The sequence below is a fragment of the Pelagibacterium sp. 26DY04 genome, assembly GCF_031202305.1.
GTDB lineage: Bacteria > Pseudomonadota > Alphaproteobacteria > Rhizobiales > Devosiaceae > Pelagibacterium.
The window spans coordinates 2,390,333-2,414,337 of record NZ_CP101731.1 but is presented as its reverse complement, the minus strand read 5'-3'; the positions used below and the strand labels follow the sequence as shown (position 1 = coordinate 2,414,337).

The 24,005-nt window shown below is 62.2% G+C and carries 28 protein-coding genes, 1 tRNA gene, 1 pseudogene and 1 other annotated feature; of the genes and pseudogenes, 18 read left to right on the top strand and 12 right to left on the bottom strand.

The window, feature by feature from the left end; all coding sequences use genetic code 11:
* Positions 1-90: 90 nt before the first annotated feature.
* On the bottom strand, positions 91-1,275 hold the full coding sequence (locus tag NO932_RS11985; RefSeq protein WP_309207563.1) for an FAD-dependent monooxygenase: 1,185 nt from the start codon (positions 1,273-1,275) through the stop codon (positions 91-93).
* A 14-nt stretch (positions 1,276-1,289) separates the two neighbouring features.
* On the bottom strand, positions 1,290-1,535 hold the full coding sequence (locus tag NO932_RS11980) for a zinc-finger domain-containing protein (RefSeq protein WP_309207562.1): 246 nt from the start codon (positions 1,533-1,535) through the stop codon (positions 1,290-1,292).
* A gap of 140 nt (positions 1,536-1,675) precedes the next feature.
* Between NO932_RS11980 and NO932_RS11975 the strand changes: the two genes are divergently transcribed.
* The 5 genes from NO932_RS11975 to NO932_RS11955 all read left to right on the top strand — a co-directional run bounded on the left by NO932_RS11975 (position 1,676) and on the right by NO932_RS11955 (position 4,462).
* Positions 1,676-2,443, top strand: coding sequence for an alpha/beta hydrolase (locus tag NO932_RS11975; protein ID WP_309207561.1), 768 nt, complete (start codon positions 1,676-1,678; stop codon positions 2,441-2,443).
* Between the two features lie 42 nt (positions 2,444-2,485).
* Positions 2,486-2,764, top strand: a complete 279-nt coding sequence (locus NO932_RS11970; protein WP_309207560.1) for a type II toxin-antitoxin system RelE/ParE family toxin — start codon at positions 2,486-2,488, stop codon at positions 2,762-2,764.
* Complete coding sequence (locus tag NO932_RS11965) at positions 2,764-3,069, top strand: HigA family addiction module antitoxin (protein ID WP_309207559.1); 306 nt, start codon at positions 2,764-2,766, stop codon at positions 3,067-3,069. Before NO932_RS11970 ends, NO932_RS11965 begins: the two co-directional genes overlap by 1 nt.
* A gap of 104 nt (positions 3,070-3,173) precedes the next feature.
* A complete protein-coding gene (gene cysE / locus NO932_RS11960) occupies positions 3,174-3,998 on the top strand; it encodes a serine O-acetyltransferase (RefSeq protein ID WP_309160760.1) in 825 nt (274 codons plus the stop codon).
* Between the two features lie 248 nt (positions 3,999-4,246).
* Positions 4,247-4,462, top strand: coding sequence for a DUF3126 family protein (locus NO932_RS11955; RefSeq protein WP_309160761.1), 216 nt, complete (start codon positions 4,247-4,249; stop codon positions 4,460-4,462).
* 44 nt (positions 4,463-4,506) lie between these two features.
* On the opposite strand, the gene NO932_RS11950 is transcribed toward NO932_RS11955, so the two are convergent.
* Positions 4,507-5,190: a hypothetical protein gene (locus NO932_RS11950; protein ID WP_309207558.1), complete on the bottom strand. Its 684-nt coding sequence runs from the start codon at positions 5,188-5,190 to the stop codon at positions 4,507-4,509.
* Between the two features lie 84 nt (positions 5,191-5,274).
* Here NO932_RS11950 and NO932_RS11945 point away from each other — a divergent pair, with 84 nt between their 5' ends.
* The 3 genes from NO932_RS11945 (at position 5,275) to NO932_RS11935 (ending at position 8,148) form a co-directional block, all read left to right on the top strand.
* Positions 5,275-5,601: a DUF6949 family protein gene (locus NO932_RS11945; RefSeq protein ID WP_309160763.1), complete on the top strand. Its 327-nt coding sequence runs from the start codon at positions 5,275-5,277 to the stop codon at positions 5,599-5,601.
* A 73-nt stretch (positions 5,602-5,674) separates the two neighbouring features.
* Positions 5,675-5,730: a sequence feature (sul1 is cis-regulatory element that is thought to sense ions involved in sulfur or methionine metabolism; They are found in Alphaproteobacteria), on the top strand.
* A gap of 70 nt (positions 5,731-5,800) precedes the next feature.
* Positions 5,801-7,285 carry a SulP family inorganic anion transporter gene (locus NO932_RS11940; RefSeq protein WP_309207557.1) on the top strand — a complete coding sequence of 495 codons (1,485 nt, stop codon included), beginning with the start codon at positions 5,801-5,803 and terminating at the stop codon, positions 7,283-7,285.
* A gap of 11 nt (positions 7,286-7,296) precedes the next feature.
* Positions 7,297-8,148: a universal stress protein gene (locus tag NO932_RS11935; RefSeq protein ID WP_309207556.1), complete on the top strand. Its 852-nt coding sequence runs from the start codon at positions 7,297-7,299 to the stop codon at positions 8,146-8,148.
* 94 nt (positions 8,149-8,242) lie between these two features.
* On the opposite strand, the gene NO932_RS11930 is transcribed toward NO932_RS11935, so the two are convergent.
* Positions 8,243-8,860, bottom strand: a complete 618-nt coding sequence (locus tag NO932_RS11930) for a transglutaminase-like cysteine peptidase (RefSeq protein ID WP_309207554.1) — start codon at positions 8,858-8,860, stop codon at positions 8,243-8,245.
* 136 nt (positions 8,861-8,996) lie between these two features.
* Positions 8,997-9,344 (bottom strand): annotated as a pseudogene (locus NO932_RS11925) (cell wall hydrolase); the annotation flags it as partial.
* Positions 9,345-9,622: 278 nt separating this feature from the next.
* On the opposite strand from NO932_RS11925, the gene NO932_RS11920 reads away from it, so the two are divergent.
* The gene (locus NO932_RS11920; protein ID WP_309207553.1) at positions 9,623-10,441 is read left to right on the top strand and encodes a type II CAAX endopeptidase family protein; all 819 of its coding nucleotides are present in this window, start codon (positions 9,623-9,625) and stop codon (positions 10,439-10,441) included.
* Here NO932_RS11920 and NO932_RS11915 read toward each other — a convergent pair.
* Positions 10,434-11,066: a PilZ domain-containing protein gene (locus NO932_RS11915; protein ID WP_309207552.1), complete on the bottom strand. Its 633-nt coding sequence runs from the start codon at positions 11,064-11,066 to the stop codon at positions 10,434-10,436. The two genes, NO932_RS11920 and NO932_RS11915, sit on opposite strands and share 8 nt — an antisense overlap.
* An 83-nt stretch (positions 11,067-11,149) precedes the next feature.
* Positions 11,150-11,800: a PAS domain-containing protein gene (locus NO932_RS11910; RefSeq protein WP_309207551.1), complete on the bottom strand. Its 651-nt coding sequence runs from the start codon at positions 11,798-11,800 to the stop codon at positions 11,150-11,152.
* Positions 11,801-11,989: 189 nt separating this feature from the next.
* Here NO932_RS11910 and NO932_RS11905 point away from each other — a divergent pair, with 189 nt between their 5' ends.
* Positions 11,990-12,742 (top strand): rhomboid family intramembrane serine protease, encoded by a 753-nt coding sequence (locus tag NO932_RS11905; RefSeq protein WP_309207550.1) that lies wholly within the window; start codon positions 11,990-11,992, stop codon positions 12,740-12,742.
* Between the two features lie 44 nt (positions 12,743-12,786).
* Here NO932_RS11905 and hisI read toward each other — a convergent pair whose 3' ends face one another.
* On the bottom strand, positions 12,787-13,233 hold the full coding sequence (gene hisI, locus NO932_RS11900; protein WP_309207549.1) for a phosphoribosyl-AMP cyclohydrolase: 447 nt from the start codon (positions 13,231-13,233) through the stop codon (positions 12,787-12,789).
* A 7-nt stretch (positions 13,234-13,240) separates the two neighbouring features.
* Complete coding sequence (gene folE / locus NO932_RS11895) at positions 13,241-13,870, bottom strand: GTP cyclohydrolase I FolE (RefSeq protein WP_309160772.1); 630 nt, start codon at positions 13,868-13,870, stop codon at positions 13,241-13,243.
* A gap of 181 nt (positions 13,871-14,051) precedes the next feature.
* Here folE and NO932_RS11890 point away from each other — a divergent pair, with 181 nt between their 5' ends.
* The 4 genes from NO932_RS11890 to thrS all read left to right on the top strand — a co-directional run bounded on the left by NO932_RS11890 (position 14,052) and on the right by thrS (position 17,353).
* Positions 14,052-14,480 carry an iron-sulfur cluster assembly scaffold protein gene (locus NO932_RS11890; RefSeq protein ID WP_309207548.1) on the top strand — a complete coding sequence of 143 codons (429 nt, stop codon included), beginning with the start codon at positions 14,052-14,054 and terminating at the stop codon, positions 14,478-14,480.
* Complete coding sequence (gene yidD / locus NO932_RS11885; protein WP_309207547.1) at positions 14,480-14,788, top strand: membrane protein insertion efficiency factor YidD; 309 nt, start codon at positions 14,480-14,482, stop codon at positions 14,786-14,788. Before NO932_RS11890 ends, yidD begins: the two co-directional genes overlap by 1 nt.
* A 194-nt stretch (positions 14,789-14,982) precedes the next feature.
* A complete protein-coding gene (locus NO932_RS11880) occupies positions 14,983-15,198 on the top strand; it encodes a hypothetical protein (RefSeq protein ID WP_309160774.1) in 216 nt (71 codons plus the stop codon).
* A gap of 181 nt (positions 15,199-15,379) precedes the next feature.
* Positions 15,380-17,353 (top strand): threonine--tRNA ligase, encoded by a 1,974-nt coding sequence (gene thrS / locus NO932_RS11875; protein ID WP_309207546.1) that lies wholly within the window; start codon positions 15,380-15,382, stop codon positions 17,351-17,353.
* Positions 17,354-18,838: 1,485 nt separating this feature from the next.
* Here thrS and NO932_RS11870 read toward each other — a convergent pair.
* Positions 18,839-19,831 carry a hypothetical protein gene (locus NO932_RS11870; protein ID WP_309207545.1) on the bottom strand — a complete coding sequence of 331 codons (993 nt, stop codon included), beginning with the start codon at positions 19,829-19,831 and terminating at the stop codon, positions 18,839-18,841.
* Between the two features lie 116 nt (positions 19,832-19,947).
* On the opposite strand from NO932_RS11870, the gene NO932_RS11865 reads away from it, so the two are divergent.
* From NO932_RS11865 to NO932_RS11855, 3 genes are all read left to right on the top strand, one after another.
* On the top strand, positions 19,948-20,526 hold the full coding sequence (locus NO932_RS11865; protein WP_309207544.1) for a nitroreductase: 579 nt from the start codon (positions 19,948-19,950) through the stop codon (positions 20,524-20,526).
* A 57-nt stretch (positions 20,527-20,583) separates the two neighbouring features.
* A complete protein-coding gene (locus tag NO932_RS11860) occupies positions 20,584-21,402 on the top strand; it encodes a transglycosylase SLT domain-containing protein (RefSeq protein ID WP_309207542.1) in 819 nt (272 codons plus the stop codon).
* Positions 21,403-21,488: 86 nt separating this feature from the next.
* Positions 21,489-22,691, top strand: coding sequence for a DUF2336 domain-containing protein (locus NO932_RS11855; protein WP_309207541.1), 1,203 nt, complete (start codon positions 21,489-21,491; stop codon positions 22,689-22,691).
* On the opposite strand, the gene NO932_RS11850 is transcribed toward NO932_RS11855, so the two are convergent.
* Together NO932_RS11850 and NO932_RS11845 are read right to left on the bottom strand one after the other, a co-directional pair.
* Positions 22,688-23,464 carry an NAD kinase gene (locus tag NO932_RS11850; protein WP_309207540.1) on the bottom strand — a complete coding sequence of 259 codons (777 nt, stop codon included), beginning with the start codon at positions 23,462-23,464 and terminating at the stop codon, positions 22,688-22,690. The two genes, NO932_RS11855 and NO932_RS11850, sit on opposite strands and share 4 nt — an antisense overlap.
* 75 nt (positions 23,465-23,539) lie before the next feature.
* Entirely contained in the window at positions 23,540-23,806 is a 267-nt protein-coding gene (locus NO932_RS11845; RefSeq protein ID WP_309160781.1) for an aa3-type cytochrome c oxidase subunit IV, read from the bottom strand.
* A gap of 108 nt (positions 23,807-23,914) precedes the next feature.
* Here NO932_RS11845 and NO932_RS11840 point away from each other — a divergent pair.
* Positions 23,915-23,990, top strand: a tRNA-Thr gene (locus NO932_RS11840).
* Positions 23,991-24,005 lie beyond the last annotated feature (15 nt).

Sequence of the window (24,005 nt, the reverse complement as noted above, 5' to 3'; positions counted from 1 at the left end):
TTGCCGCTTTTGAGAGGGGTTCAGTTGGCACATCGGCTGGGAGAAAGGCAAGGACAATGGCCGAAGTTCCGTTACGAGCCCAAGACGTGATCAGTCTGACCCGCCGGGATCGTAGCCATAAAGCCAATCGAGGCGCTTGAAGTGCCCGCGCGGCCCTTCCATGCGGATCACGGCGTTGCGGGCGAGCTTTGAGGGAAAGCGCATGTGGAACACCTTGCCGTTCTGGCGGGACACCTCCTGCACACGCCGAACGCGCTGGTGCCGGAGCGCGAAAAACCGCTTAAAGGCGTGCTCGGCGTTGGGGGACGCGGCGAGCAACGGAGCAAGAATGGCTGCGTCCTCGATCGCCATGGCCGCGCCCTGCGCCTGAAAGGGCAGCATGGCGTGGGCAGCGTCGCCGATCAGCCCGACGGCCCCCTTGTGCCAATTCTCGAGTTCCACCGTCGAGAGGACCCAGGGCGTCCAGCCATCTCCGACGGCGCCAAGGATGGCTTCAAGGCGGCGATTGCCTTTGGCCCGAACGCGTGGCGCACGCTGATCGAGGACCGCCAGGTCGCTTTGTGCTTCCTGTGTAAAGAGCGCCAGATTGACGGCGCCGCGATGGGGCAGGGGATAGACAACCATGTGGAAGTCAGATCCCAGCAACAAGCTGGTGCGGTCGAGACGCACCGAACCTTGCAGCCGATCCGGCGGAACAAGCGCGCGCCAGGCGACCTTGCCCATATACCGTGCCTCGGGGCCATCCAGCACGTCTGTCCGGGTTTGCGACCGCACGCCATCGGCGCCGACAAAGGCAAAGGGCTGGGTGCGCCGCATCTTGCCGTCGGGCTCGGCGGCGGTGACGGTCACTGCGCCGCCCTGAGATTGTACCGCGATATCGGAGACCCCGAAAACCACGTCGATATTGGCAAAGCGCCGCGCGGCGGCATGGAGGATTTCGACGAGATCGGCCCGGTGCATCACAGCATAGGGCGCGCCGAACCGGTCGGCGATTTCCGATCCCAGCGTAAGGGTCTGGAGCGGTACGGCGCGCCCGTCCGGGAAGATGTCTATTCCTTCGGGAACAAAGCTCTTTTCGGCAATCGCTTCGCCCAGCCCGAGATTGTCGAGCACCTTGCGGGCATTGGGGCTGATCTGCAGCCCCGCGCCGAATTCGCTGATCGCGCTATTGCGTTCGAGAACGACGACCTGCAAGCCGAATTTGGCTAGACCGAGCGCCAGTGTGAGGCCGGCTATCCCCGCGCCGGAGATGTATATGGTGCGAGGAGTGCCCACGGGCTGGAAGGCCCTCAGGCGTGTTCGATGTCGTAGACCGCGCTCGCCGGATTGGCCGCGCCGAACGGCAGGCCCGGATTGAACACGTACAGCGTCGAGCAATAGGGGCAGACCGCTTCGGAATCGGCGCCCATATCGATGAATACGTGCGGATGATCGAAGGGCGGCTTGGCGCCGACGCACTGGAATTCCTTGGCGCCGATCTCGATACGGGGCAGACCTTCGGTATTGTGAAAGTGCGGTGTTGCGTGCTGTGCCATGGAGCGACATCCGGCTGGTTCGGAATCTGGCCGGACCATAACCACTTGGCCCTGTCATGACCAGAGGAGATATCGGTCCGGTTGGCTGCTCTCGTGCGGCTTGTTAAGACAGGGAAATTCCAGAGTCGAAAGAGTCTCTTATGCCCAGTTTTCAATCCGAAGGTTTCGAAATCGCCTACGAGATTTACGGCGAGGGGCCGCCTATCATCGCCGTCCACGGTTTCGCCTCCTCGGGTACGGTCAACTGGGTCGCCACCGGCTGGGTCGATACGCTGACCGAGGCCGGCTATCAGGTCATCACCATCGACAACCGGGGGCATGGCGCTTCGCAAAAGCTCTATGAACCCGATGTTTATGGCGCTCGGGACATGGCCCGCGACGTCGTCAATCTCATCGACCATCTTGGCTTGGAAAAGGTCGCGCTGATCGGCTATTCCATGGGCGCGCGGATCAGCGCCTATGTGTGCATCCAGAACCCTGAAAAAGTCGCCTGCGCCATTTTCGGCGGGCTGGGGGCCAATATGCCCACGCCCATGCTTGATGCTCCCGAGATCATCGAAGGGCTCAATGCCGGCTCACTTTCCGAGGTCACGCACCCGTCGGCCCGGCAGTTCCGCATTTTTGCCGAGCACACGAAAAGCGACCTCAAGGCGCTGGCGGCGTGCATGGCCGGATCGCGGACCCTGGTCGCGGTGGAGGACTTGCAAAAGATCGACGTGCCGGTTCTCGTCGCCGTCGGCAGCGAAGACACGGTAGGCGGCCCCGCCCAGCCTCTGGCCGATCTGCTGCCGCGCGGCGAAGCGCTGACCATCGAGCGCCGTGACCATATGCGCGCCACGGGCGATCCCCAGTTCAAGCGCGGGGCGCTGGAATTCCTGGGGAGGGTTTATGCTTCAGGATCGGTGTAAGGCGATGATTGACATCTGTCAGGTCTTTCCTTACATAAGCGCATGATCAGGTCGTTTCGCAGCAAGCCGCTGCAGCGCTTCTTCGAAACAGGAAGTCCGCGCGGCCTGAGCGTTCAGGACAGCAAACGCGTGGCGCGCATATTGCTGGCCTTGGACGCCGCGCCTAACCCTGAGGCCATGGATTTGCCCGGTTACCGCTTTCATGCCCTGATTGGCAAAGACAAGGGCCGCTATTCGGTTCGTGTCACGGGAAATTGGCGTATCACCTTCGGCTGGGACGATGAAGGCGCGATCGAAGTCGATCTGGAGGACTATCACTGATGGCCAGGAATGCGATAAAGCGCGGTTTGCCCGCGATGCATCCAGGTGAGCTTTTGCGCGAGGATATCCTTCCCGCTTTGGCACGGCCGAAGACGGAAATCGCTGGCCTCCTCGGTATCTCCCGGCAGACGCTCTATGACATTCTCGATGAGAAGCAGCCAGTAACCGTTCCCATGGCCTTGCGTCTCGGTAAGCTCATTGGCAACGGGCCGGTGTTTTGGCTCAATCTCCAGCGCAGTTACGATCTGGAGAAAGCGGAACGCGAAGTCGACGTTTCGGCAATTCCGACCCTGGATGTGGCTTGATACCCTCGTTGAGGCAAATGTGAACCAATTTGCCACTGAACCCTTTGTTTGAGACAATGGGTTCGCCTATACCTGTCCGTCCGAAAGTCCCGTTCGCGGAGTACATGATGTCGTCCAGCGCCAAAAAGCCCGGCACACTCAAGACCGTCGATCCCATCTGGGATGCGATGACCGCCGAGGCCGAGCGTATCTGCGCGGACGAGCCGTTCATGACGCAGATGGCGATTTCGGGCGTGCTCAATCATTCCGGGCTCGAACCGGCCTTAGCCTATCGGCTGGCGGCTCGGCTCGGCCATACGGACGTGCCGGCCGATCTCATTCGGCAGGCCTTCGAGGAAATGCTGGACCGCCATCCCGAGATCGGGGCGGCGGCGCGTGCCGATCTGGCCGCCACGCTCGAACGCGATCCGGCCTGCCATCGGGTCATCGAGCCGTTCCTGTTCTTCAAGGGATTTCAGGCGATTCAGACGCATCGGTTCGCCCATGCGCTTTGGCATGCGGGGCGGCGCGATTTCGCGCTTTACCTGCAGAGCCGGTCGAGTCAGGTGTTCCAGGTGGACATCAACCCTGCCGCCCGGATCGGCAAGGGCATCATGCTCGATCATGCCACCGGCTTCGTGGTGGGGGAAACGGCGGTGATCGGCGATCACGTCTCGATCCTGCATTCGGTGACGCTCGGGGGCACCGGCAAGTCCGACCAGGATCGCCACCCCAAGATCGGTAATGGCGTTCTGATCGGGGCGGGGGCCAAGATCCTGGGCAATATCCGGGTGGGCGATTGCTCGCGCATCGCTGCCGGTTCGGTGGTGCTCAAGGAAGTGCCTGAGCGCACCACTGTCGCCGGCGTTCCCGCCAAAGTGGTGGGCGAAGCCGGCTGCAACCAGCCCGCGACGGTCATGGACCAGATCGTCATGGTTCCGCGCGATTAGAGCATTTCCGCTTTTCTTCGAATCGCTCCAATTGCTCTAAGTCCTTGTTTGGTCGCGTGTCCGAACCGCAAAACCGTTTCCACTTTTGCTGGACACGCTCTAATTTCGGGCAGAGCGGGGAAATCTTTTCCCTGTCCTTGCGTTATGGTCTGTGATGGCTAAAGTCGCGCCAATTCAAACCATGAGATCGCGTTTTGGCGGCGGGACAGAACGGTTTCGCCGGTCGATAGCGCGCAACGGAGAATTTTGTGAAGCACGAAGAAATCATCAAGCTGCAGAAATACCTGCAAAAGAAGTTCGGCAATCCGGCCATCGACATACGGCCGCGGCCCAAGCAGGACGACTCGGTCGAGATCTATCTGGGCGATGAATTCTTCGGACTGATCTATGTGGACGAGGACGAGGGCGAAAAGTCCTACATGGTCCAGATCTCCATTCTGGACATCGACCTCGACGAAGTCTGAGGGTTCACAGTCGAACAATTAGGGGCTCCCGGCGGGGCCCCTTTTTATTTGCGCAGGGACATCAGGGCCTCTTCGATCCGCGCATCGAAAAGCCGCCAGTTGCCGAGCGCTGACGGATCGAAGGAGACAACCGCCGTGTTGCGATCCGAGAGTGCCAGGACGCGCAGGCAGGTACGGGCATCGATGTTCTCTGCAACCGGCGTCATGCATTTGGCGACGAACGGGTTGGCGGTCAGCGGATCGTACCACACCGTCTCGCCCTGCGTTCCTGCGTCGTTTTCAAGCGGCTTGCCCACCAGCCCGGCTATCCCTGAACGCTGGGCACCTGCGAATTGATGCACATAGACGCTGTCGAGAAGGGCAGCGCTGGTCCGCATTCGGCCGCGCGGCATAATGGTGATGGCCACTTCGCTCAGCCCATCCTGGGCAAGCGGAAGGGCGAGAACGAGATCGAGCCGCTCGGCAAATCCGTCCCGGCGCTGCATCGGATCGGCCATGAGCGCGGCGGGCACCACATAGGGCTGGGCGCCAACCGTAATGATATGGCTGGCCGTCAACTCAGGCTCCACTGTTCCAGTGGCGACGGCGTCGAAATAGGCGCGCGCGCCATAGGCAAGGCCCAGACCGGCCAGGGAAACGATCAGCGCGACGCCGGCGATGGCGTAGAGTACCGACCCCAGGGGGCGGGCAGGCGGCGGCAGGGCAGGTTGGCTGTTCACATTAACCATCACAGCGCTCGGGCGATGACAGCCAGTTTGGTGCTGGCTATGCTTAACAAACCGTAAATACCGCGCTTTGCCGGAGGAAGAGACGTGAGCGAACTGGTGCTGGCTGTGTTTCTCGTGGCCATCGGCATGAGCGTTGCCGGAACCGGCACGCATCTCTACCAGCAGGTCGCCCGCAAGGTCGCCGAGTTCCGCGTCGACAGCCGCAATGCGATGGCGAGCGTCGTCAGCCTTTTCGTGGTGTTCATCTGCGGTCCTTACATGATGCTGCGCCTTGGGTGGCGGGCCGATGCGAACGGGCGCGCCTCGGCCATCAACGTGCTTCTGGCCGCGTTCATCGCCTTTAGCTGGAGCTTCGTCACCGGCCTCATGGTGATGGGCACCTATGTCTCGATGCTGAGGGCGGCCGCCTGAGGCCATGTGCCACTCGCATGGCTGATATAGGCTTGCGTCGATTCCGGTTTGCGTTCAAACAGGACGCACGAACCTCGGACCCGGTGAAAATCCGGGTGGCTCTTCCGGCCGCCGATCCGCCGGACAACTAAATCACCTCCAGCCTTTCTGGAGCAGGGCGAGCCCTGCTGGTTTGGTTTTCATTTATTCGGAAAATTTCATGTCCTCACTCAGCGCATACCGCGCCCAGTGGTTCTCCAACGTGCGCGGCGATCTTCTCTCCGGGCTCGTCGTCGCCCTGGCGCTTATCCCCGAAGCCATCGCCTTTTCGATTATTGCCGGGGTCGACCCCAAGATCGGGCTCTATGCCTCGTTTTCGATTGCGGTGATCACCGCCATAGCCGGTGGCCGGCCCGGCATGATCTCGGCTGCAACGGCTGCAACGGCGGTGCTCATGGTGACGCTGGTCCGGGACCACGGATTGCAATATTTGCTTGCCGCAACCGTCCTGGCCGGCCTGATCCAGATCGGCATGGGCATGCTCAAGCTGGGCAATCTCATGCGGTTCGTTTCGCGGTCGGTGATGACCGGCTTCGTCAACGCGCTCGCCATCCTCATTTTTATCGCGCAACTGCCTGAGTTGATCGGCGTTCCGATGCTGACCTACATTCTGGTCGCCGGCGGGCTGGCCATCATCTATCTCTTCCCCATGCTGACCAGGGCCATTCCTTCGCCATTGGTCTGCATCCTGGTGCTGACCACGCTGTCGCTCGTCCTGGGCTTCGATGTGCGCACCGTGGGCGACATGGGCGAATTGCCCTCGACCCTGCCGGTCTTTCTTATTCCCGACATTCCGCTCAACCTCGAAACGCTGATGATCATCCTGCCCTATTCGGCGGCGGTGGCGGTCGTGGGCCTTCTGGAATCGCTGATGACGGCACAGATCGTGGACGATCTGACCGATACGCCTTCCGACAAGAACCAGGAATGCATCGGACAGGGGCTCGCCAACACGGTCACGGGCTTCATGGGGGGAATGGCTGGCTGCGCCATGATCGGGCAGTCGATGATCAACGTGAAGTCGGGCGGCCGCGGGCGCCTTTCCTGTTTTGCGGCCGGCGTGCTCTTATTGTTCATGATCGTCGTCCTGGGCGATCTCGTGTCGCAAATTCCCATGGCGGCGCTGGTGGCGATCATGATCATGGTTTCGATCGGCACATTCTCCTGGTCCTCGATAAAGAATCTGCGGACCCACCCACGCTCGTCCTCGATCGTGATGATCGCGACGGTGGCCGTAGTGGTTTACACGCACAATCTCGCCATCGGCGTGCTGGTCGGTGTGCTGCTCTCGGGCATTTTCTTTGCCTGGAAGATCGCACAATTGTTTGCGGTTTCCTCGGTTCTCTCCGAAAATGGGCGGCATCGGACTTATATCGTGGAGGGCCAGTTGTTCTTCGCTTCCTCGGACGACTTCATGGCGGCGTTCAATTTCAAGGAAGTGCTCGACAAGGTGACCATCGACGTCAGCCGTGCTCATATCTGGGATATATCCAGCGTGGCTGCGCTCGACATGGCCGTGCTCAAATTCCGGCGCGAAGGCGCCGAGGTCGAGATCGTGGGGCTCAACGAGGCCAGCGAAACGATCGTCGACAGGCTTGCGGTGCATGACAAGCCCGGCGCGCTCGACAAGCTGATGGCACATTAGGAGGAGGGATCATGTCTGATAAACTTTTGGCTCTGGTCGATGGCTCCATTTATTCCAGGAGCGTTTGCGATCACGCCGCATGGCTTGCGGATCGGGCAGGGTGGGGTGTCGAAATCCTTCACGTCATCGGCCGCCGCGACATTGGACATCTCGATCTGAGCGGTTCGATCGCGCTCGGTGCCCGATCGGCGCTTCTGGCCGAGTTGAGCGAACTCGACGAAACCCGGGCCCGCCTTTCGCGGGAAAAGGGCCGCGCCATCCTCGAAGATGCCGAGGCGATCGTGAGGCAGCATGGGGTCAGCTCCGTCAGCTCGCGTCTCATGTCGGGCGATCTCGTCGAGACGCTCGTGGAGGCCGAAGCGGGTGCGGCTATCGTGGTCGTGGGCAAGCGGGGCGAGGCGGCCGATTTTGCGAAGATGCATCTGGGCTCCAATGTGGAGCGGGTCGTGCGCTCCTCCAGCCGCCCCGTGCTGGTTGCCTCGCGTGCCTTCCAGCCCATCCAGTTGGTGCTCGTGGCGTTTGACGCCGGCCCTAGCGTCATGAAAGCCATCGACCATATCTGCGGCAACAGAGCCTTCGCCGGCCTTGATATTCGTCTGCTCACCGCGGGCAACGAAAACGCGGAGGTGCGGGCCAAGCTCGAAAGCGTTTCGGCAAGGCTGCGGGGGGCCGGTCATTCAGTGGTCGCGGAGGTCAAGCCCGGCCAGCCCGAACAGGTGATTGCGGACGAGGTCGAAAAAAGCGGCGCCGACCTGCTGGTCATGGGGGCTTATGGCCATTCGCGCATCCGCAATCTCTTCATCGGTTCGACCACGTCCGAGATGATCCGGTCGTGCAAGATTCCGGTTCTTCTGTTCCGCTAGCAGGAAAAAAGGGCCAGCACTCGAAAACGAGGCTGGCCCAAAGTTTCACTCCTGTCGGGGAGTGGATCTGTTGCCCGAATAAGGGCTGAATTCCTCAGTAGCCGGCGGTCGCGGTCACGGTCACGTTCTGGCCGTGGAGAATGTCGACCCACTGGCCCGCATGGGCCTGGGACTGGCGCTTGAGGAAGGTATAGGGCGTATCGTTCCAGAGCTTAATCAGCCCTTCCTGGTTGTCGAGAACCAGATCGCCACGGTCGGTGCGCACCATGAGCACGGCATGACCTTCGCCATTGGGCTGGCGCACCACGGAAATCAAAAGGTTGGCCGGTTCCCAGCCACGCTCGATCAGCGCCTGGCGCTTGGCCAGCACGAAATCCTCGCAATCGCCATAGCCCGAGGTGGGGTACGTCCAGAACTCGCCGACGCCGTAGAGGTCCTGATCGGAAACGGCGGTGACGGTGGTGTTGAAATGGTTGTTGACGTCCTGAAGCTCGCGCCACAGATCGTCATTGAGGGCCACCGGCGTTGCCGAGGCCATAGGCTGGCAGTCATAGGGCCGCTTCTGGCAGTATTCGAGGTGGCCCACAGGGATGGAGGTCTGCACGGCGGCCACTTCGGCATAGGCGGTCTGGATGCGGGCCTCCTGGGCGGCCGCTCCGGTTGCTGCGATGAGGGCGACAAGGCCCGAAATTAGGATCGATGTTTTTTTCATTATCGTGATCTCCCCGACGAAGATCACGATAGGGGGCGGCAATTGCCCCGATCGAAAAATTGCCACGCAGTTTTTATGCGTGTTTTATCGGCTTGATTTACAAGCCGTTAGGCATAAATCCTGCGGGATCGATTCAGCGCCGCGCGTAAAATGCGTTGCCGCCCGCCACCAGCACATAATGCATGTTGCGGTAGGGGAAGCTCAGTCCGGCGGTGTGGAAATACATGGCGTCATAAACGCCGGGATGGCGCTCGCCGCGCAGCACGCGCGAAGCCATCTGCGATGCCAGCGCCACGGAACGCTGCTCGGTCATTTTCCGCTGTAGCACGCCATCGGCGAATTGGTTCTTCTGTCCAACCACCGAGCACACATCATTGGGGAATTGGTGCGAGGCGACGCGGTTCATCACCACGGTGCCAACGGCCAGCATCCCGTCCGGGCTCGAGCGATTGGATTCGAAATACATGACGCGCGTCATGCACTCATGGGAACTCTTTGCGCCCAGCCCGAACAGCGAAACGCAGCCGGAGAGCGAGGTGAGGGCGGTAAGGCTGACCAGTACGGCGGAGGCCTTTTTGGAGATACGCATGACTAAAACCATCCAGAATACGCGGGTGGTTGCGCCGTCCGAACCCGCCCCCGCGACCGGACATGCGCGACTGGCAGCTACAATACGAGCGTCAGGGTTAAGGATCGGTTCACTACGAATCGCTCGTTGCACCGCCGGCCCGTTGCTCTAAAGTCTTGAGTACGGAGGAGGCGATGATTGCATCCGCATACGTTCGGGTCGGGATCGTGTGGGTGGCCATGGTCGCCATCTGGTTACTGCTGTCGGCACTGCGCGACATCATCTGGGGCACCGGCCCGGCTGGCTATTCGCTTGGCGGACACGTAACAAGCGCAATTCTTGCCACCCTATTGGCCGTTCCGATGGTCGTTATGGCTCGTCTTGTGGTCGACGGAAAATCGGTGGCCAGCCTGGGGCTGGATCTGTCCCCCACCGCATTTCGCAACTTCATCGTCGGCGCGCTGGCGTTCCTGCTGCCATCGGCGCTCGGTTTTCTCATTGTGTTGTCCACCGGATGGGCGAGCATAACGCCGACCGCACCGATCGGCGAGATCGCGCTGTTCGTGCCTCTGCTCATCACCCTCGTCTTCCTCTACGAGGCCTTGCCCGAGGAACTGGCGTTTCGCGGTTATATCCAGGTCAATCTCCAAGCCCGGCTCGGCTATTGGGGCGCCATTTTCGCGCAGGCCGCGCTGTTTGCCCTTTGGGGCGCCGCGCTCTGGACTGTCGGGACAGGCGCTCCCGCGCTCGACCGGTTGGTCCTGTTCTTCTTTATCGCCCTTGTGCTGGGAATGGTGCGTGGCGCTACGGGATCGGTCTGGACCGCGATCGGCCTGCATGTGGCGTTCCAAACGGTCGCTCAGCTTCTCCTCAACGCGGAGCGTGGGCATTTCGCTGTCGAGGGCGCCGACATGCTTCAACTGATCGCCCTCGGCGTGGTCCCGTTCTCGCTGGCCTTGATGGTGGTTGACGCTTTGAACCGTCCCGCCCGGAGCCAGGCGGAGGTCAGGTAATCCGCAGGTTCTGCTGCACCACGGTCAGCATCTCCTGCACCGAGGCGAATTCCACGGCGATGCCATCGGAGAAATGACGGACCACGCGGGCCCGCATGCGACCCAGCGTGATGGGCGTGCCCAGCGCCGGACGCACATCGATCTCGACGGCGGCCCCCGAAAGCGAGATGTCGGTGATCTTGCAATTGTAGCGCCGGCCATCCTCGAGCAGGATGGAAGAGTGGCGAATGTCGGGCACCACACGTTCGTGCCGCCGATCTTCGGGCAGGTTCAGGAGGTCCTTGTTGGCCAGCCAGGTGAGCTGTGCGGCAATCTTCTCGCGCTTGCGGGGCGAGGCGACCACGTCCATGCGGAAGCCGCCATCGGCAAGCTCGAGGATCGTGCCCTCAACGCGGCCCAGATGATCGAGATAGATGATGATCTTCTCACCTACCCGGCCGGAAACCGGCGCGACGACCAGCGCGTCGCCGGGCGACATCTCGATGATCTGGCAGGGAAATTCGCGGCGGTCGACCAGCATGTAGCGGCCCAGGATCGAGACGCGCACGCGCTGGAAACGTCCATCGTCTTCGCCGGTCGGCGAGACGACGGGATTGGGCCCGTGCGCCGTATTGTCGATGAGCATTGCCGCGTCCGCCCTGATCGCTGCTGGTTTTCGTTCCAACAATATCCGTCACAGCGTTAACGGACGGTAAGGTCTCTGGCGCGTCAGGCTTTGCCGCCGTCGATCACGGCCAGATGGGCATAGCGGCGCGCCGAAAAGCCCGAGACGGTGGAGGGTAGGGGAGTATGGGTGTCGTTCACCACCGCGGCAATATCGTCGGCCATAGCCTTGCGATAGCCCTCGGGGGTCATCGTGTCCCTGTCATCTGGCCAGATGAGCCGCAGTCCGGTGATGCGCTGATCGATTATGGGGTGGATGCCCAGCCAATAGGGCGCATCGAGCGCCGTGAGCCCGCCGAGCATGCGGGTGGTGGTGACACCATTGTGCCGCAGCGGGAACAGCGCCATCTCGAAGCCGAGCTTTTCGCCGCGTTCGGTCTGGCCCTCGAACGTCACCAGCGCAACCGCGTGATCTTCGGTCACGGCCCGCATCAGGGTTTCCAGCGCATCATGGTCGCCCAGGGCCCAGAGGGACGAAAAGGGGCGGGTCTTGAGCTCGCGGCAATAGGTGGCGCAGATATGGCTGCCGGCAAGCCGGAAGGAGAACTCGATGCCGTCGATCGATTCGAGGATGAAGGTGTGGGCCAACGCGTCGCGAATCCGTGTAGGGTCGATGTCCCGGCGTTCGGGAGTCGAACGGGCGCCACGGATCTCGTTCCAATAGGAGTAGAGCGTTTTCGTTGAGCGCTGTTGCATTTTAGTCCTGGCTGGTCCCTGGATCGATGGCACGGGAGCCCTTAGATGAGCTCTCGCCGATGTAACGCAACACTGCCAAATTCGCTGCGCAAAAGCGCTCTTAAACAATCATTAAGGTTAATTTCCACGCCACCCATGTGGATAAGCGGTGGAACCTTAGGCAAGCGACCGCAATATAAGGGAATTTAGATGTCCGACAGTCCCGATCCGTCGAGCGAACCGCGCCGGGAGCCCATCTTCAACGTGCCCGGCATCGTCGCGGTCCTGGTGGGGCTGATGTGGGCCATTCACGTCGCTGCCGATCTCGTGCTGGACGAGTACGGACTGGGCAATCTGCGCATCTGGTTCGCCTTCATTCCCGACCGGTTCTTCAACGCCGCGCAATGGCCTGGCGGGGCGCTGCCTCTGCTCTGGACGGGATTCACCCACGCCTTCCTGCATGTCGACTACATGCACCTGGCCATTAACACCGCCTGGCTCGCCATTTTCGGCACGCCCGTCGGGCGGCGCTACGGGGCGGCCGGCGTGCTGATCGTCTTTTTGCTCGGCGCCTTGGCGGGGGCTCTTGTGCAGACGCTGGCGCTGACCTTTTCGGTCAATCAGTTCGCGGTCCTCTTGGGAGCCTCGGGAGGCGTCTCTGCGCTGACCGGCGCGGCCATGCGATTCATCTTCGAGCCTGTGATCTGGGGCAGAAACGCCGAGACCGATGAGCCGATGCCGCTGGGCCGGCGCACCGCCACACTTTCAGGCGTGTTCCGCAATCCGCGCAGCCGCGTCTTCATCATCTTCTGGATGGGGCTCAACCTCTTGATCGGCTTCGCCCCGATGATCCTTGGCGCCAGCATCGCCATCGCCTGGGAAGCCCATATCGGTGGATTCCTCACCGGGCTGCTGTTGCCCTCGGCATTGGACGCCGTGGCGCGGCGGCGTCAGGGGCGGTAGGGAACATTCGTGCCTGCCGCAAAGGCTTCTGCTGGAATCGGGGATCAGCGGCGGTAAACGTCCGCTGGATCGAACAGGCGCGGCTCACCGGTGTCCACCAACCGAACCTCGCCATCAGAGCCCTCGACCTTGCGGTAGAAACAGCTCTTTCGCCCCGTGTGGCAGGCCGCTCCGTGCCCCGTCTGCCGCACGACAAGGATAATGGCGTCCTGGTCGCAGTCGGTGCGCATTTCCACCAGCTCCTGGAGTTCGCCCGAGCTTTCGCCCTTCTTCCAGAGCTTTGCGCGCGAGCGCGACCAATAGGTGGCGTAGCCTGAGCCGAGCGTTTCGGCGATCGCCTCGGCGTTCATATGGGCCACCATCAGAATCTCATTGGTCCCCGCCTCGACAGTGATGGCGGTAACCAGCCCGTTGGCATCGAATTTCGGCGCGAAGACCGAGCCGGATTCGAGCTCGGCCTTCGAGAGCGTTGCGGGATCGGTAAACTGCATGGGGAACTCAGCGCCCGGCCCGGATCAGGGCAAAGAACCGGTCCTGCTCCTGGCGGTCTTCCGCGAAGACGCCGGTGAAGCGGTGGGTGACGGTCGAAGAGCCATGCTTTTGCACGCCGCGCATGGACATGCACATATGCTCGGCCTCCAGCATCACTGCCGCGCCGCGCGGGTTGATCGCTTCGTTGATCGCCTCGATGATCTGGGCGGTGAGGTTTTCCTGCGTCTGTAGCCGTTTGGCGAAGACGTCGGTTACCCGAGCCAGCTTGGAAAGGCCTACGACGCCGTCATGGGGCAGATAGGCGATGTGCGCCTTGCCCACGAACGGCACCATGTGGTGCTCGCAATGGGAGGAAAAGGGAATGTCGCGCACCAGCACAATGTCGTCATAGCCCCCTACCTCGGTGAAGGTCGTTTCCAGAATCGCTGCCGCATCCTGCTCGTAGCCGGCGAAAAACTCGCGATAGGCGTCGGCAACGCGGCGCGGCGTGTCGAGCAGGCCCTCGCGGTCGGGATTGTCGCCAGCCCAGGCGATAAGCGTGCGCACTGCAGCTTCGGCTTCTTCCCGGCTGGGGCGCTCGATCACCCGATCGAGCGCGGTCGGGGCGAGGGGTTTGGGCTTGACGTTCATTTCCATCGGGAAGTCCCCTGCTGTCGGTGCCTTTCGTCCGCAGGCGCCGAAGGGTTGCATCTGGGCCCAATGGGTTTGCAGGCCCGCGCACGGCTCCTTATATAGTTTTGGCGTGCCTTTCGACAAGAAAACAGATTGGCAAGTTTGAGTGAACGATGGTCGATTATGACCTCGAACCGGGCCCGAGATGGAATTTTCCGACCTCTACAGCAACCGCATCCTCGAAATTGCCGGCGCCGCCCGCCAGATGCCGCGACTCGATGCGCCCGACGGGTCGGCGCGCAAGGTCTCCCGCGTCTGCGGCTCGGCCATAGAGGTCGATCTCAAGCTGGCCCATGGGGCCGTCGCAGCCTATGGCGCCTCGGTCAATGCCTGCGCGCTGGGCCAGACCAGCGCGGCGATCGTGGCCGAGCACATCGTCGGCGCAACCCCCGCCGAGTTGCGCGCCCTGCGCGAGCAGATGATCGCCATGCTCAAATCCGACGGTCCGGCGCCAACCGGGCGCTGGGACGATCTCAAATATCTCGCGCCGGTTCGCGGATTCCCCGCCCGTCATGCCTCGACGCTCCTGGTGTTCGACGCGGTGGCCGAGGCGCTCGACAGGGCAGGGGCGTGATGGATCGGATCTGGGCGGTCATCGACTGGCCCTTCAAATGGTCTGCCTATCTCCTGATTCAGGCCTACCGTTACACACTCTCGTCCGTCATGGGCCGCCAATGCCGGCATGCGCCGTCCTGCTCGGAATTCACCCGCGATGCCATTCTCAAGCACGGCTTCTGGCCAGGCGGCTGGATGGGCGCAGGCCGCATCTGGCGCTGCCGGCCGGGCGGCACGCACGGCTATGATCCAGTGCCTGAGACTGTGCCTGGCGCGGCACGGTGGTATGCGCCGTGGCGCTATGGGAAATGGCGCGCCGAGCGATGAACCTGACTTTTCGCTGACATGTGCGTCAGTAAAAAGTCAATTTAAAATCAATGACTTGGATTGGAACCGACCGGCAGTAAGCCCGTTATTGCAGCGTCGGTACGACAATACAGTGTGCCCCCGGCGCGCTCCATCAACCAGAGTCCCCCGCTCCGGTCGGGGGCACACTTTCCTCGACCAAGGAAGTTGCTCCCATGCCCATCGAACGCGAAACCATCATCGAAACTCCCACCGAGCGCCAAACCGTCGTTTCCGGCGGCGGAGGCCCTGCCGGGGTGATCGCCGGCGTCGTGCTGTTTATCCTGGCTATCCTGTTGGCGTTCTGGATCTTCGGCGCCGTATTCAACGGCGGTGGAGGCGGAGCGGATAGCGTGTCCGTCGATTTGCCCGAAGTGACGGTCACCGAATAAACTCAATCTTGTCCGTTCGGCCAGCAAGGCGCCGTGTCATTGGACGACGGCGCCTTTTGCTTGCGTATTGGGATCGCCAAGAGGGCTGGAATTGCCGCTCAATCGTGCTAATCAACCCGCCTCCATTCAACTTAAAGTTGATTGGGCATCCGCCGATTGTGGCATTTATGGAGATTGAAAAATGGCGATCAAGGTGACGTTCCCCGATGGTGCAGTGCGTGATTACGCATCGGGCACCACCGGGACCACCATCGTCGAGGGAATCTCCAAATCTCTGGCGAAAAAGACCGTCGCCATGCGCTGGAACGGCGTTTTGTCCGATCTCTCCGATCCGCTCGAAGCGGATGGGGCGATCGAGTTCGTCCTGCGCGACGACGAAGCGGCGCTCGAACTGATCCGTCACGATACGGCCCACGTGCTTGCCGAGGCGGTGCAGGAGCTTTGGCCGGATACGCAGGTGACGATCGGCCCGGTGATCGAAAACGGCTTCTATTACGATTTCTACCGCGCCGAGCCGTTCTCGGAAGACGATCTGCGCGCCATCGAAAAGAAGATGGAGGAGATCATCGATCGCGGGGCCGAGTTCACCAAGGAAGTCTGGAGCCGCGACGAGGCCAAGAAGGTCTTTGCCGCCAAGGGCGAGCAGTTCAAGGTCGAACTCGTCGATGCCATCCCCGAGGACCAGGACGTCAAGATCTATAAGCAGGGCCAGTGGTTCGACCTTTGCCGCGGCCCGCACATGCGCACGACCAAGGATGTGGGCAAGGCGTTCAAGCTCACCAAGGTGGCCGGCGCCTATTGGCGTGGGGATTCCGACCGCGAAGTCCTGAGCCGCATCTACGGCACGGCCTGGGCGAGCAAGGACCAGCTCGACGCGCACCTCCACATGATCGAGGAGGCTGAAAAGCGCGATCATCGCAAGATCGGGCAGGAGATGGATCTTTACCACTTCCAGCCCGAGGCGCAGGGATCGGTGTTCTGGCACCCCAAGGGGTTCGTCATGTACAATCAGATGGAGGAATATATCCGCCGCCGTCTGAACGATGCCGGCTACAAGGAAATCAAGACGCCGCAGCTTCTGGACAACAAGCTCTGGGAGAAATCGGGCCACTGGGGCAAGTTCCGCGAGAACATGTTCGTGGTGCCCGACGAGACGCCCTCGACCGAAGGCGACCAGCCGGAGATTTCGGCCGATGCCAACCTTCTGGCGCTGAAGCCCATGAACTGTCCCGCGCACGTGCAGGTCTTCAACCAGGGCATCAAGTCTTACCGCGATCTGCCTTTGCGGCTTGCCGAATTCGGTTGCTGCCATCGCAACGAGGCGCATGGCGCCCTCCATGGCCTGATGCGTGTGCGACAGATGACCCAGGACGACGCGCATATCTTCTGCCGGGTGGATCAGATCCAGGCCGAGACCGAAAAGTTCTGCGCGCTGCTCGATTCCGTCTATGCGGATATGGGCTTCACGGAAGTCAAAATCCTGCTCGCCACGCGGCCCGAAACCCGCGCAGGTGACGATGCCGTTTGGGATTTGGCTGAAAAGAGCCTGGGCGACGCGCTCAAGGCCACCGGCCGTGGCTTCGAGATCGCCGAGGGCGAGGGGGCTTTCTACGGCCCCAAGCTCGAGTTTCACTTGAAGGATGCGATCGGCCGCTCCTGGCAGTGCGGCACGCTGCAGCTCGATTTCGTCATGCCCGAGCGGCTGGAGGCCTCTTACGTGGCCGAGGACGGCTCGCGCCAGCGCCCCGTCATGCTGCACCGGGCGATCCTCGGCTCGCTCGAGCGCTTCATCGGCATGATGATCGAAAGCTATGCCGGCCGCATGCCGCTCTGGCTCGCCCCGGTGCAGGTGGTCGTCGCCACCATCGTCTCGGACGCCGACGAGTACGCACGTGAAGTCGTTGCCGAGTTGCAGGCGAGGGGCATCCGTGCCGAGCTCGACACCCGCAACGAGTCGATCAACTACAAGGTGCGCGAACACTCGGTCGGCCGCGTGCCGTTCATCTTCGTGGCCGGGCGCCGCGAGGCGGAAGAAAAGACGGTTTCCATCCGCCAGCTTGGCAGTCAGGGCCAGACGGTCAAGCCCGTCGCCGACGCGATCGCCGAACTGGCAGCCGAAGTGACCCCGCCGGATTTGAAGCGCAAAGCGGCGTAAGTCTTATCCCCGGCAATGCGCCGGGGATTTCTCCGCGCCGGCGCGGATATCCGTGCCGCTTGCGGCCCGGCTCAAGGCCTGGATAACACGGGTGGAGGTGAGGCAGGGGGGCAACGCTCTCCCTCGTTGAGATACCTGCTAACCTTTCCCCCCTTCGTCGTCTTCGGCCTTGACCCGGAGACCTGCAAGGCTCCCATGCTGTTCAGCAGAAGTGCGTCCCCAACCTCTCCCGCACCACAGGCAGCGTTGCGGATTGTCGGGTCAAGCCCGACAATGACGCGAGGAGAGGTTGGAGACGAAGAGCGACGAGTTTCTTGCTGCAACGCTTGCGCCAATCGCCCTTCTCCCCTTGAGGGAGAAGGTGCCCCGGAGGGGCGGATGAGGGGTGCGCTGAGCCTCAACAATCACCGCCGGTGGCCGCTGATATGCCGAGCCCCCCTCATTCGCGGCCACCTTCTCCCACCAGGGGAGAAGGGTAACGGGGGTACACACAAGCACAGCGCTCCTGGTTTCTCTCAGGAACATGCCCCAAGAGCCCCCTTCTCCCCTGGTGGGAGAAGGGCCGGGGATGAGGGGGGCGCTGAGCTGGCGTCATGGCAAGAGCCGGAAACGGTGCGCATACCTTGCCCCGGGTCAAGCCCGGGGCGACACGGTGGGGTTAGGCAGGGCACCGCCCCCGTCTCCGGACCGCTCCACGCTCTACTGCGGAGGCCTCCAGCAGCCTTGAAGATACCCACCATCACCCCACCCACCGTCATCCCGGCCTTGAGCCGGGATCCAGTACACTCAGCGCTTGAGCCCCAGCCGCAACGTTCCCCCAAGAGCCCTCCTCCCCTTGAGGGAGAGGGGTAAGAGGGGCAAACACTAACACCGTGCTTGTTATCCCCAACGCTCCCCCAAGAGCCCCCTTCTCCCCTGGTGGGAAAAGGGCTGGGGATGAGGGGGGCGCTGAGCTGGCGTCATCGCAAGAGCCGGAAACGGTGCGCATACCTTGCCCCGGGTCAAGCCCGGGGTGAAACCGTCGGGGTAATGTCGTCGATTGCTCCCAAGGCAGGCTTTGCAAAAAACTTATCCCCGCCCCCTGCGCTTGCCCCATACTCCCCCTCACGACCCCGCGCATATGGACGCAAGCGCTACGAACGTTTGGGCGGGATCGGTTCGGGTTCCTCACGGGTCGCCGTGGGGGAGGCCCAAAGCGGACAGATGGCCGGATGTGGATAACAGGTGTGAGCGGACCACCAATCCAATCACTCCCACGTCGCACCGGGGAAACTCGGAGGGGCAGCGGGAAACGCCAGAAGTGGTGGCTTCCCAACAACCCCCAGCCCGAGAAGCCGCCATAAGCCCAAAATCCCGGACGCATGGGGCGATGATCGCTTCATACTAACAAATACAGCACGAGGCGTTCATCGCCCCATGCCGTCTATCCATCAGCAAACCGAGGCCCAAGGCCGTCGGGCGCTTGTGCACGCGGAGAGGAGCCCATCAGTAAACCGTCGTCAAAATCTCCACTTCCCGAGGGCTGCCGGGTACGATTTCGAATTCGCGGTTGTAGACGTTCTCGCCCAGCTTGGCCAAAGCCAGATAGTCGCCCTCGGCCAGAACGGTGGCCGGAAAGGCGCCGATATCGGAGAAGATCGTTTCCCCCTCTGGCGTCTGGATGGTCCATTCGACGTCCGCGATGGCTTCCCCGCCTTCTTCGGAAACCAGCCGCAACGCCACCTGGGCGGCCTTGTGATAGAGCGTGGCTTCGGTGATCTGGCCCGATTCAACGCGCAGTTCGGAGCGCACGACGGCGTTGATCGGCCCGAACCGCGAGACGATCGAATAGATCCCGGCATTGAGGTGGATCAATTCGTTCGGGCTCACGTTCTCCGCGATCGTTACGCGCCCGTTTGGCCCATCCGAATAGATGTCGAAGCGCAGAAGTTCGTCGGGGATCGGAACGTCGCCGGTGATCATCGCCGCAAGTTGCAGGCCGCCCACCTCGAAGACCATGGTGTGGGTGTTGGGGCCGGGCTCGACGAACAGCCTGTCGCTCGCCTGCGCCCGTCCATAGGCGACATGCATTATATATTCCCCGGGGGGCAGGCTCAGGCTGGCCGTTGCCTCCTCCGATTTGGCGACCAGGGCCAGTTCGCCATTGGCGTCGGTGCGCGTGTCGAACACACGCCACACCAACCCATCGGGTATGAAGGGTCCATCGTCCGACAGCCGTGCGGAAAGCGTCACGGGCTGCGGATCGGTGATGCCGGAAAAATCGGGTTGCGCGTCGGGACCGGCATCGAGCTCGGTTCCGTCGATGACGATGGAGGGATCGTCGCCGGAGTCCTCGTCTGCCGCCGGAGCGGAACCGCCGAATTCGGCAGGGCGGGGAGGGGGAACAGGAGCCACGAGATCTTCGTCGATCTCCTGGGCAAATCCCGGAACGGCACCAATGATGAGAACGCACAGGAAAAAAAGTTTACGCAGGTGCATCAGCCCACTCTTTGCCGAACCTCCCGCCACGAAATGGCGGCGATTCCTATTCTTGGATTGGGTAAAAGCTGTGTCATAAGGGAGCGCGATGAGCAAGTTAGGACCCAATTTCCGTTATGACCGTCAATACCGCCCTGCGTGACTATCTCAGCTCCCGGCGCACCGTTACCGCACCGTTCCTGGCGGAACCTGGACCGACCCAGGACCAGCTCGCCGAACTCCTCACGATTGCGTGTCGCGTTCCCGACCACGGCAAGCTCGCCCCTTGGCGATTCGTGATTTTTGCGGGCGCGGCGCGCGAAAAAGTGGGGCAGCGCCTTTACGACATTGCCCAGCGGAAATGGCCCGAGCGCACCGAGGAACAGCTTGCCATAGAGCGCGATCAGTTCCTGCCCGCGCCGCTCACCGTTGGGGTGATCTCGACCGCTGCGCCGCATGTCAAAATCCCCGAGTTCGAACAATTGCTGGCCGCCGGCAACGTCGCCTTCAACCTTTGCCATGCCGCCAACGCGCTCGGTTTCGGCGCTCACTGGGTGACCCGCTGGTTCGCCTATGACGATGAGGCTGTCGCGATGCTGGGCGCTCGAGAAGGCGAGCGGTTCGTCGCCTTTGTCCATATCGGCACGCCGCAGACCCGCCTCGAAGATCGCGACCGCCCCGATCCACAAGCGCTCACCACCTACTGGGAGGGTTAACCGAGCATTAACCGCTGGTAGGGTTTCATTAACCATAATCACCCGAGTCGGACGTTCATGGCCTCGCCGATTTCCTCGATTCCGCAACCCATTGCCTATGCCCTTGACCGGGCAGGGACGCGCAACGGCGTGGATTTCGACTATCTGCTGCAGACGGCGATCCGGGAAAGCAGCCTCAACCCGGCCGCCAAGGCGCCAACCTCGTCGGCGACCGGGCTTTTCCAGTTCATCGAGAGCACCTGGCTCGAAGTGATGAAATCCGAAGGCCCGCGCCTCGGCTACCAGGACTTCGCCGATCAGATCCATGAGAATGACGGCGAATTCTTCGTCCCCGATCCGGCGGTGCGCCAGCAGATTCTCGACCTGCGCCACGATCCGCAGGTTTCGGCCGACCTGGCGGCGGCTTTCACGCGGCGCAACGGCGATTATCTACTGGAGAAATTCGGCCGCATGCCGAGCCCGGGCGAACTCTATATCGCCCACTTCATGGGCCCCAGCGGCGCCGAGCGGTTTTTCGAGCTGGGACTGCAGAACCCCGAAGCCATTGCGGCAACAGCCTTTCCGCGCCCGGCCGCGGCAAATCCGACAATCTTCTACGATGGCGGACGGCCGCGCACCGTTCGCGAAGTCTATGAGGTGTTGGTCGCGCGCCATGGCGGCGCACCCACCAATGCAGCCTTCGAGGTGCAGCAATTGGCCAGCCAGCAGGCGCTGCCTTCGCGCGTCGAACTCGATAGCCAACCGTTGATCCCGCCCGGCGTGTCGTTCACTTCGCTGTTTTCGACGGAGGTAGCTCCACCCGCCGCGTCGCCGGTCGAGCCGCCCGAGGCCGTACCGGGCAGGGCGCTGTTCAGCGGCTTTTATTCAGGCGAGTAATCCCCGCGCAGCCGACCGGCGTTATGGTGAACCAATCCTTAAGCGTTGCCCGCTAAGGTCCGGCGCAGGAAGGTTTGGGGTTACAGATGGTCGCCTATCAGCGTTACGTGCAACTGTCGCAATCGCGGAACAGCGAGGAGCGCGGGCAGGCGGCACATATGGCTGCGCTGGCTTATCTGGGGCACAAGGGGCCGGCCGACGAACAGGCGGCGCTCTATGCGGCGCTCATGAATTTTCTCGACGACCCGTCCGTCAAGGTGCGCGCCGCGCTCGCCTATGGACTGCTGCATTCCGAACGTGCTCCGCGCCCCATCATGCTGGCGCTGGCCCAGGACGCGCCGGTCATTTCACGGGCCGTCGTGCAGTTTTCGCCGGTTCTGCTCGATTCTGATCTCATGGGCATCATCCGTTCGGGCGATCCCGACATGCTTGTCGCGATGACGGCACGGCCCGCACTCAGCCAGCGGGTCGCGTTGGCCCTCGTCCGTCAGGGAGAGCCCGACCTTTGTGTCCGCGTCCTCGATCGCGCAGATATCGGTTTGCCTGAAGATGACTACATCGCCTTGGCGGACAAATGGGGAGATGATGCCAGGGTGCGCGGCGTTTTACTCAAGCGCCGCGACCTGCCGGGAATTGCCCGGCTGCATCTCGTGGAGCGGGTGCGCGCGGCCTTGTCCGATTTGCGGATCGTAAAAGGCTCGGTCCAGCCTCGCCGGCTTGAGCGTCTGCTGCGTGACGGGTGCGACAACGCGGCGACCGCTATCGGCGAACGCGAGGCGGGCAGGGGCGCGCGCGGCTATGTCGCCGCCATGGCAGAAGGCGAGCGGATCAACGCGCGTTTGATGCTGCATGCGCTGGTGCATGGGCATGTGCTGTTTTTCGCAGATGCCCTGGCCCAGCTTTCCGGCACCCCGCGCGCCAAGGTCTTTACCATTCTCGACGGCGGCAGCCGTGCCGCGCTGCATGCGCTCTTTACCCGTTGCGGGTTCACGCCGGCGGTGCGCAATTTGCTGGCACGGATGGTCGGCCACGCACGCAAGGCCGATCTCGCCGACGATATCGCGGCGCGGCACTACGTGGTTTCTCTCCTCATAGAGGAACTGATTGCCGAACATGACGGCGTTCTGCCGCCCTCTCTCGATGAGGCGTTCGCCTATCTCAACGAGCAGAACATCGCTTTGGCGCGCACTGCAGCGCGCGGCGTCATGCCGGCCTTTGCCGCAGAGGCTCCCGACGAAATCATGCTGCCGGACATGAGCGCCGGCCGCCTTGCCTTGCCGGCCGCTTAATAGCGGAACTGCTCGATGAGCACCCGTTCGTCCAAGCTATGGCCCGGATCGAACAGCAGGGTCGCCGAGTGCCGCCGATCCTCGTGCACCCGCACCTCGATCACCTCGTTGAATTCCACATTGTCGGCCACCGCGCTAAGCGGGCGCTTTCCCGCTTCCAGCGTGGTGAAGCTGATATTGGCGCGATTGGAAAGGATCGCCCCCCGCCAGCGACGCGGGCGGAACGGGGAAATCGGGGTGAGCGCCAGGAGTGGTGCGGTGATCGGCAGGATCGGTCCATGAGCCGAGAGGTTATAGGCCGTCGATCCGGCAGGGGTCGCAACGATGATGCCGTCGCAGATGAGCTCTTCGAGCCGGACATCGCCATCGATGCGGATCTGGATCTTGGCCGCCTGGTAGGACGAGCGAAACAGCGAAACCTCATTCAGCGCCAGCGCTTCGGAAACCGTTCCCTCTGCGTCGGTAACGCGCATCTTGAGGGGATGAATGGTGGTCGGCATCGCGGCCCTCAACCGCACGTCGAGAGCGTCGGGGCTGTACTCGTTCATAAGGAAGCCAACCGAGCCGAAGTTCATTCCATAAACGGGAATGTTGCGGTCCATCACCCGATGCAGCGTTTCGAGCATCAACCCGTCGCCGCCGAGCGCGACGACGATCGAGGCATTCTCGATACCGGCGTCGCCGTGCCGGGCGACGAGGATTTCGCGTGCGGCGCGCGCCTCGGCCGTGTCGGACGACACGAAGGCAACCTTGCCGTCGGTATAAAGCGCCAAGCCTATTCTCCCCGGCCGCAGACAAATCACATTGCCGTCCGGGGATTTAGCATGCAGGCCGTGGTCTGGCCAGCGTCAGTGCGCCGAGGCCGGGGTGGACAAAATGCCGTAGATGAGCGCGGCGACCGCGATGACCATCAACACCACCCCGCCAGCCATCGAGCCGCCCAAGGTCATGGCATAGAGCCCGAGCAGCAGAAGCGGGACATGGATCAGGAACCATTTGGTGAGATGGAGAAAGCCGTTATAGGTCTTGGTATGCTCGGTATATTCGGCGTCGAGCTGAGCCGGGGTTGGCTCTTCGATTGCCGGATCGACGCTGACGAGTTGTGCTTCGCTCATGGTCTGCCCTCCATAGGCTGGTACTCCCTAAACGGCAAAGCTGCCGGGAGGTTTCCGCATAAGGCTCGCTTGCATCGGCGATGGACTGGTGCTAGCAACCTCGCCGATGCCGGTATAGCTCAGTTGGTAGAGCATCTGATTTGTAATCAGAGGGTCGCGGGTTCAAGTCCTGCTGCCGGCACCATCAGAACCCCCGGCC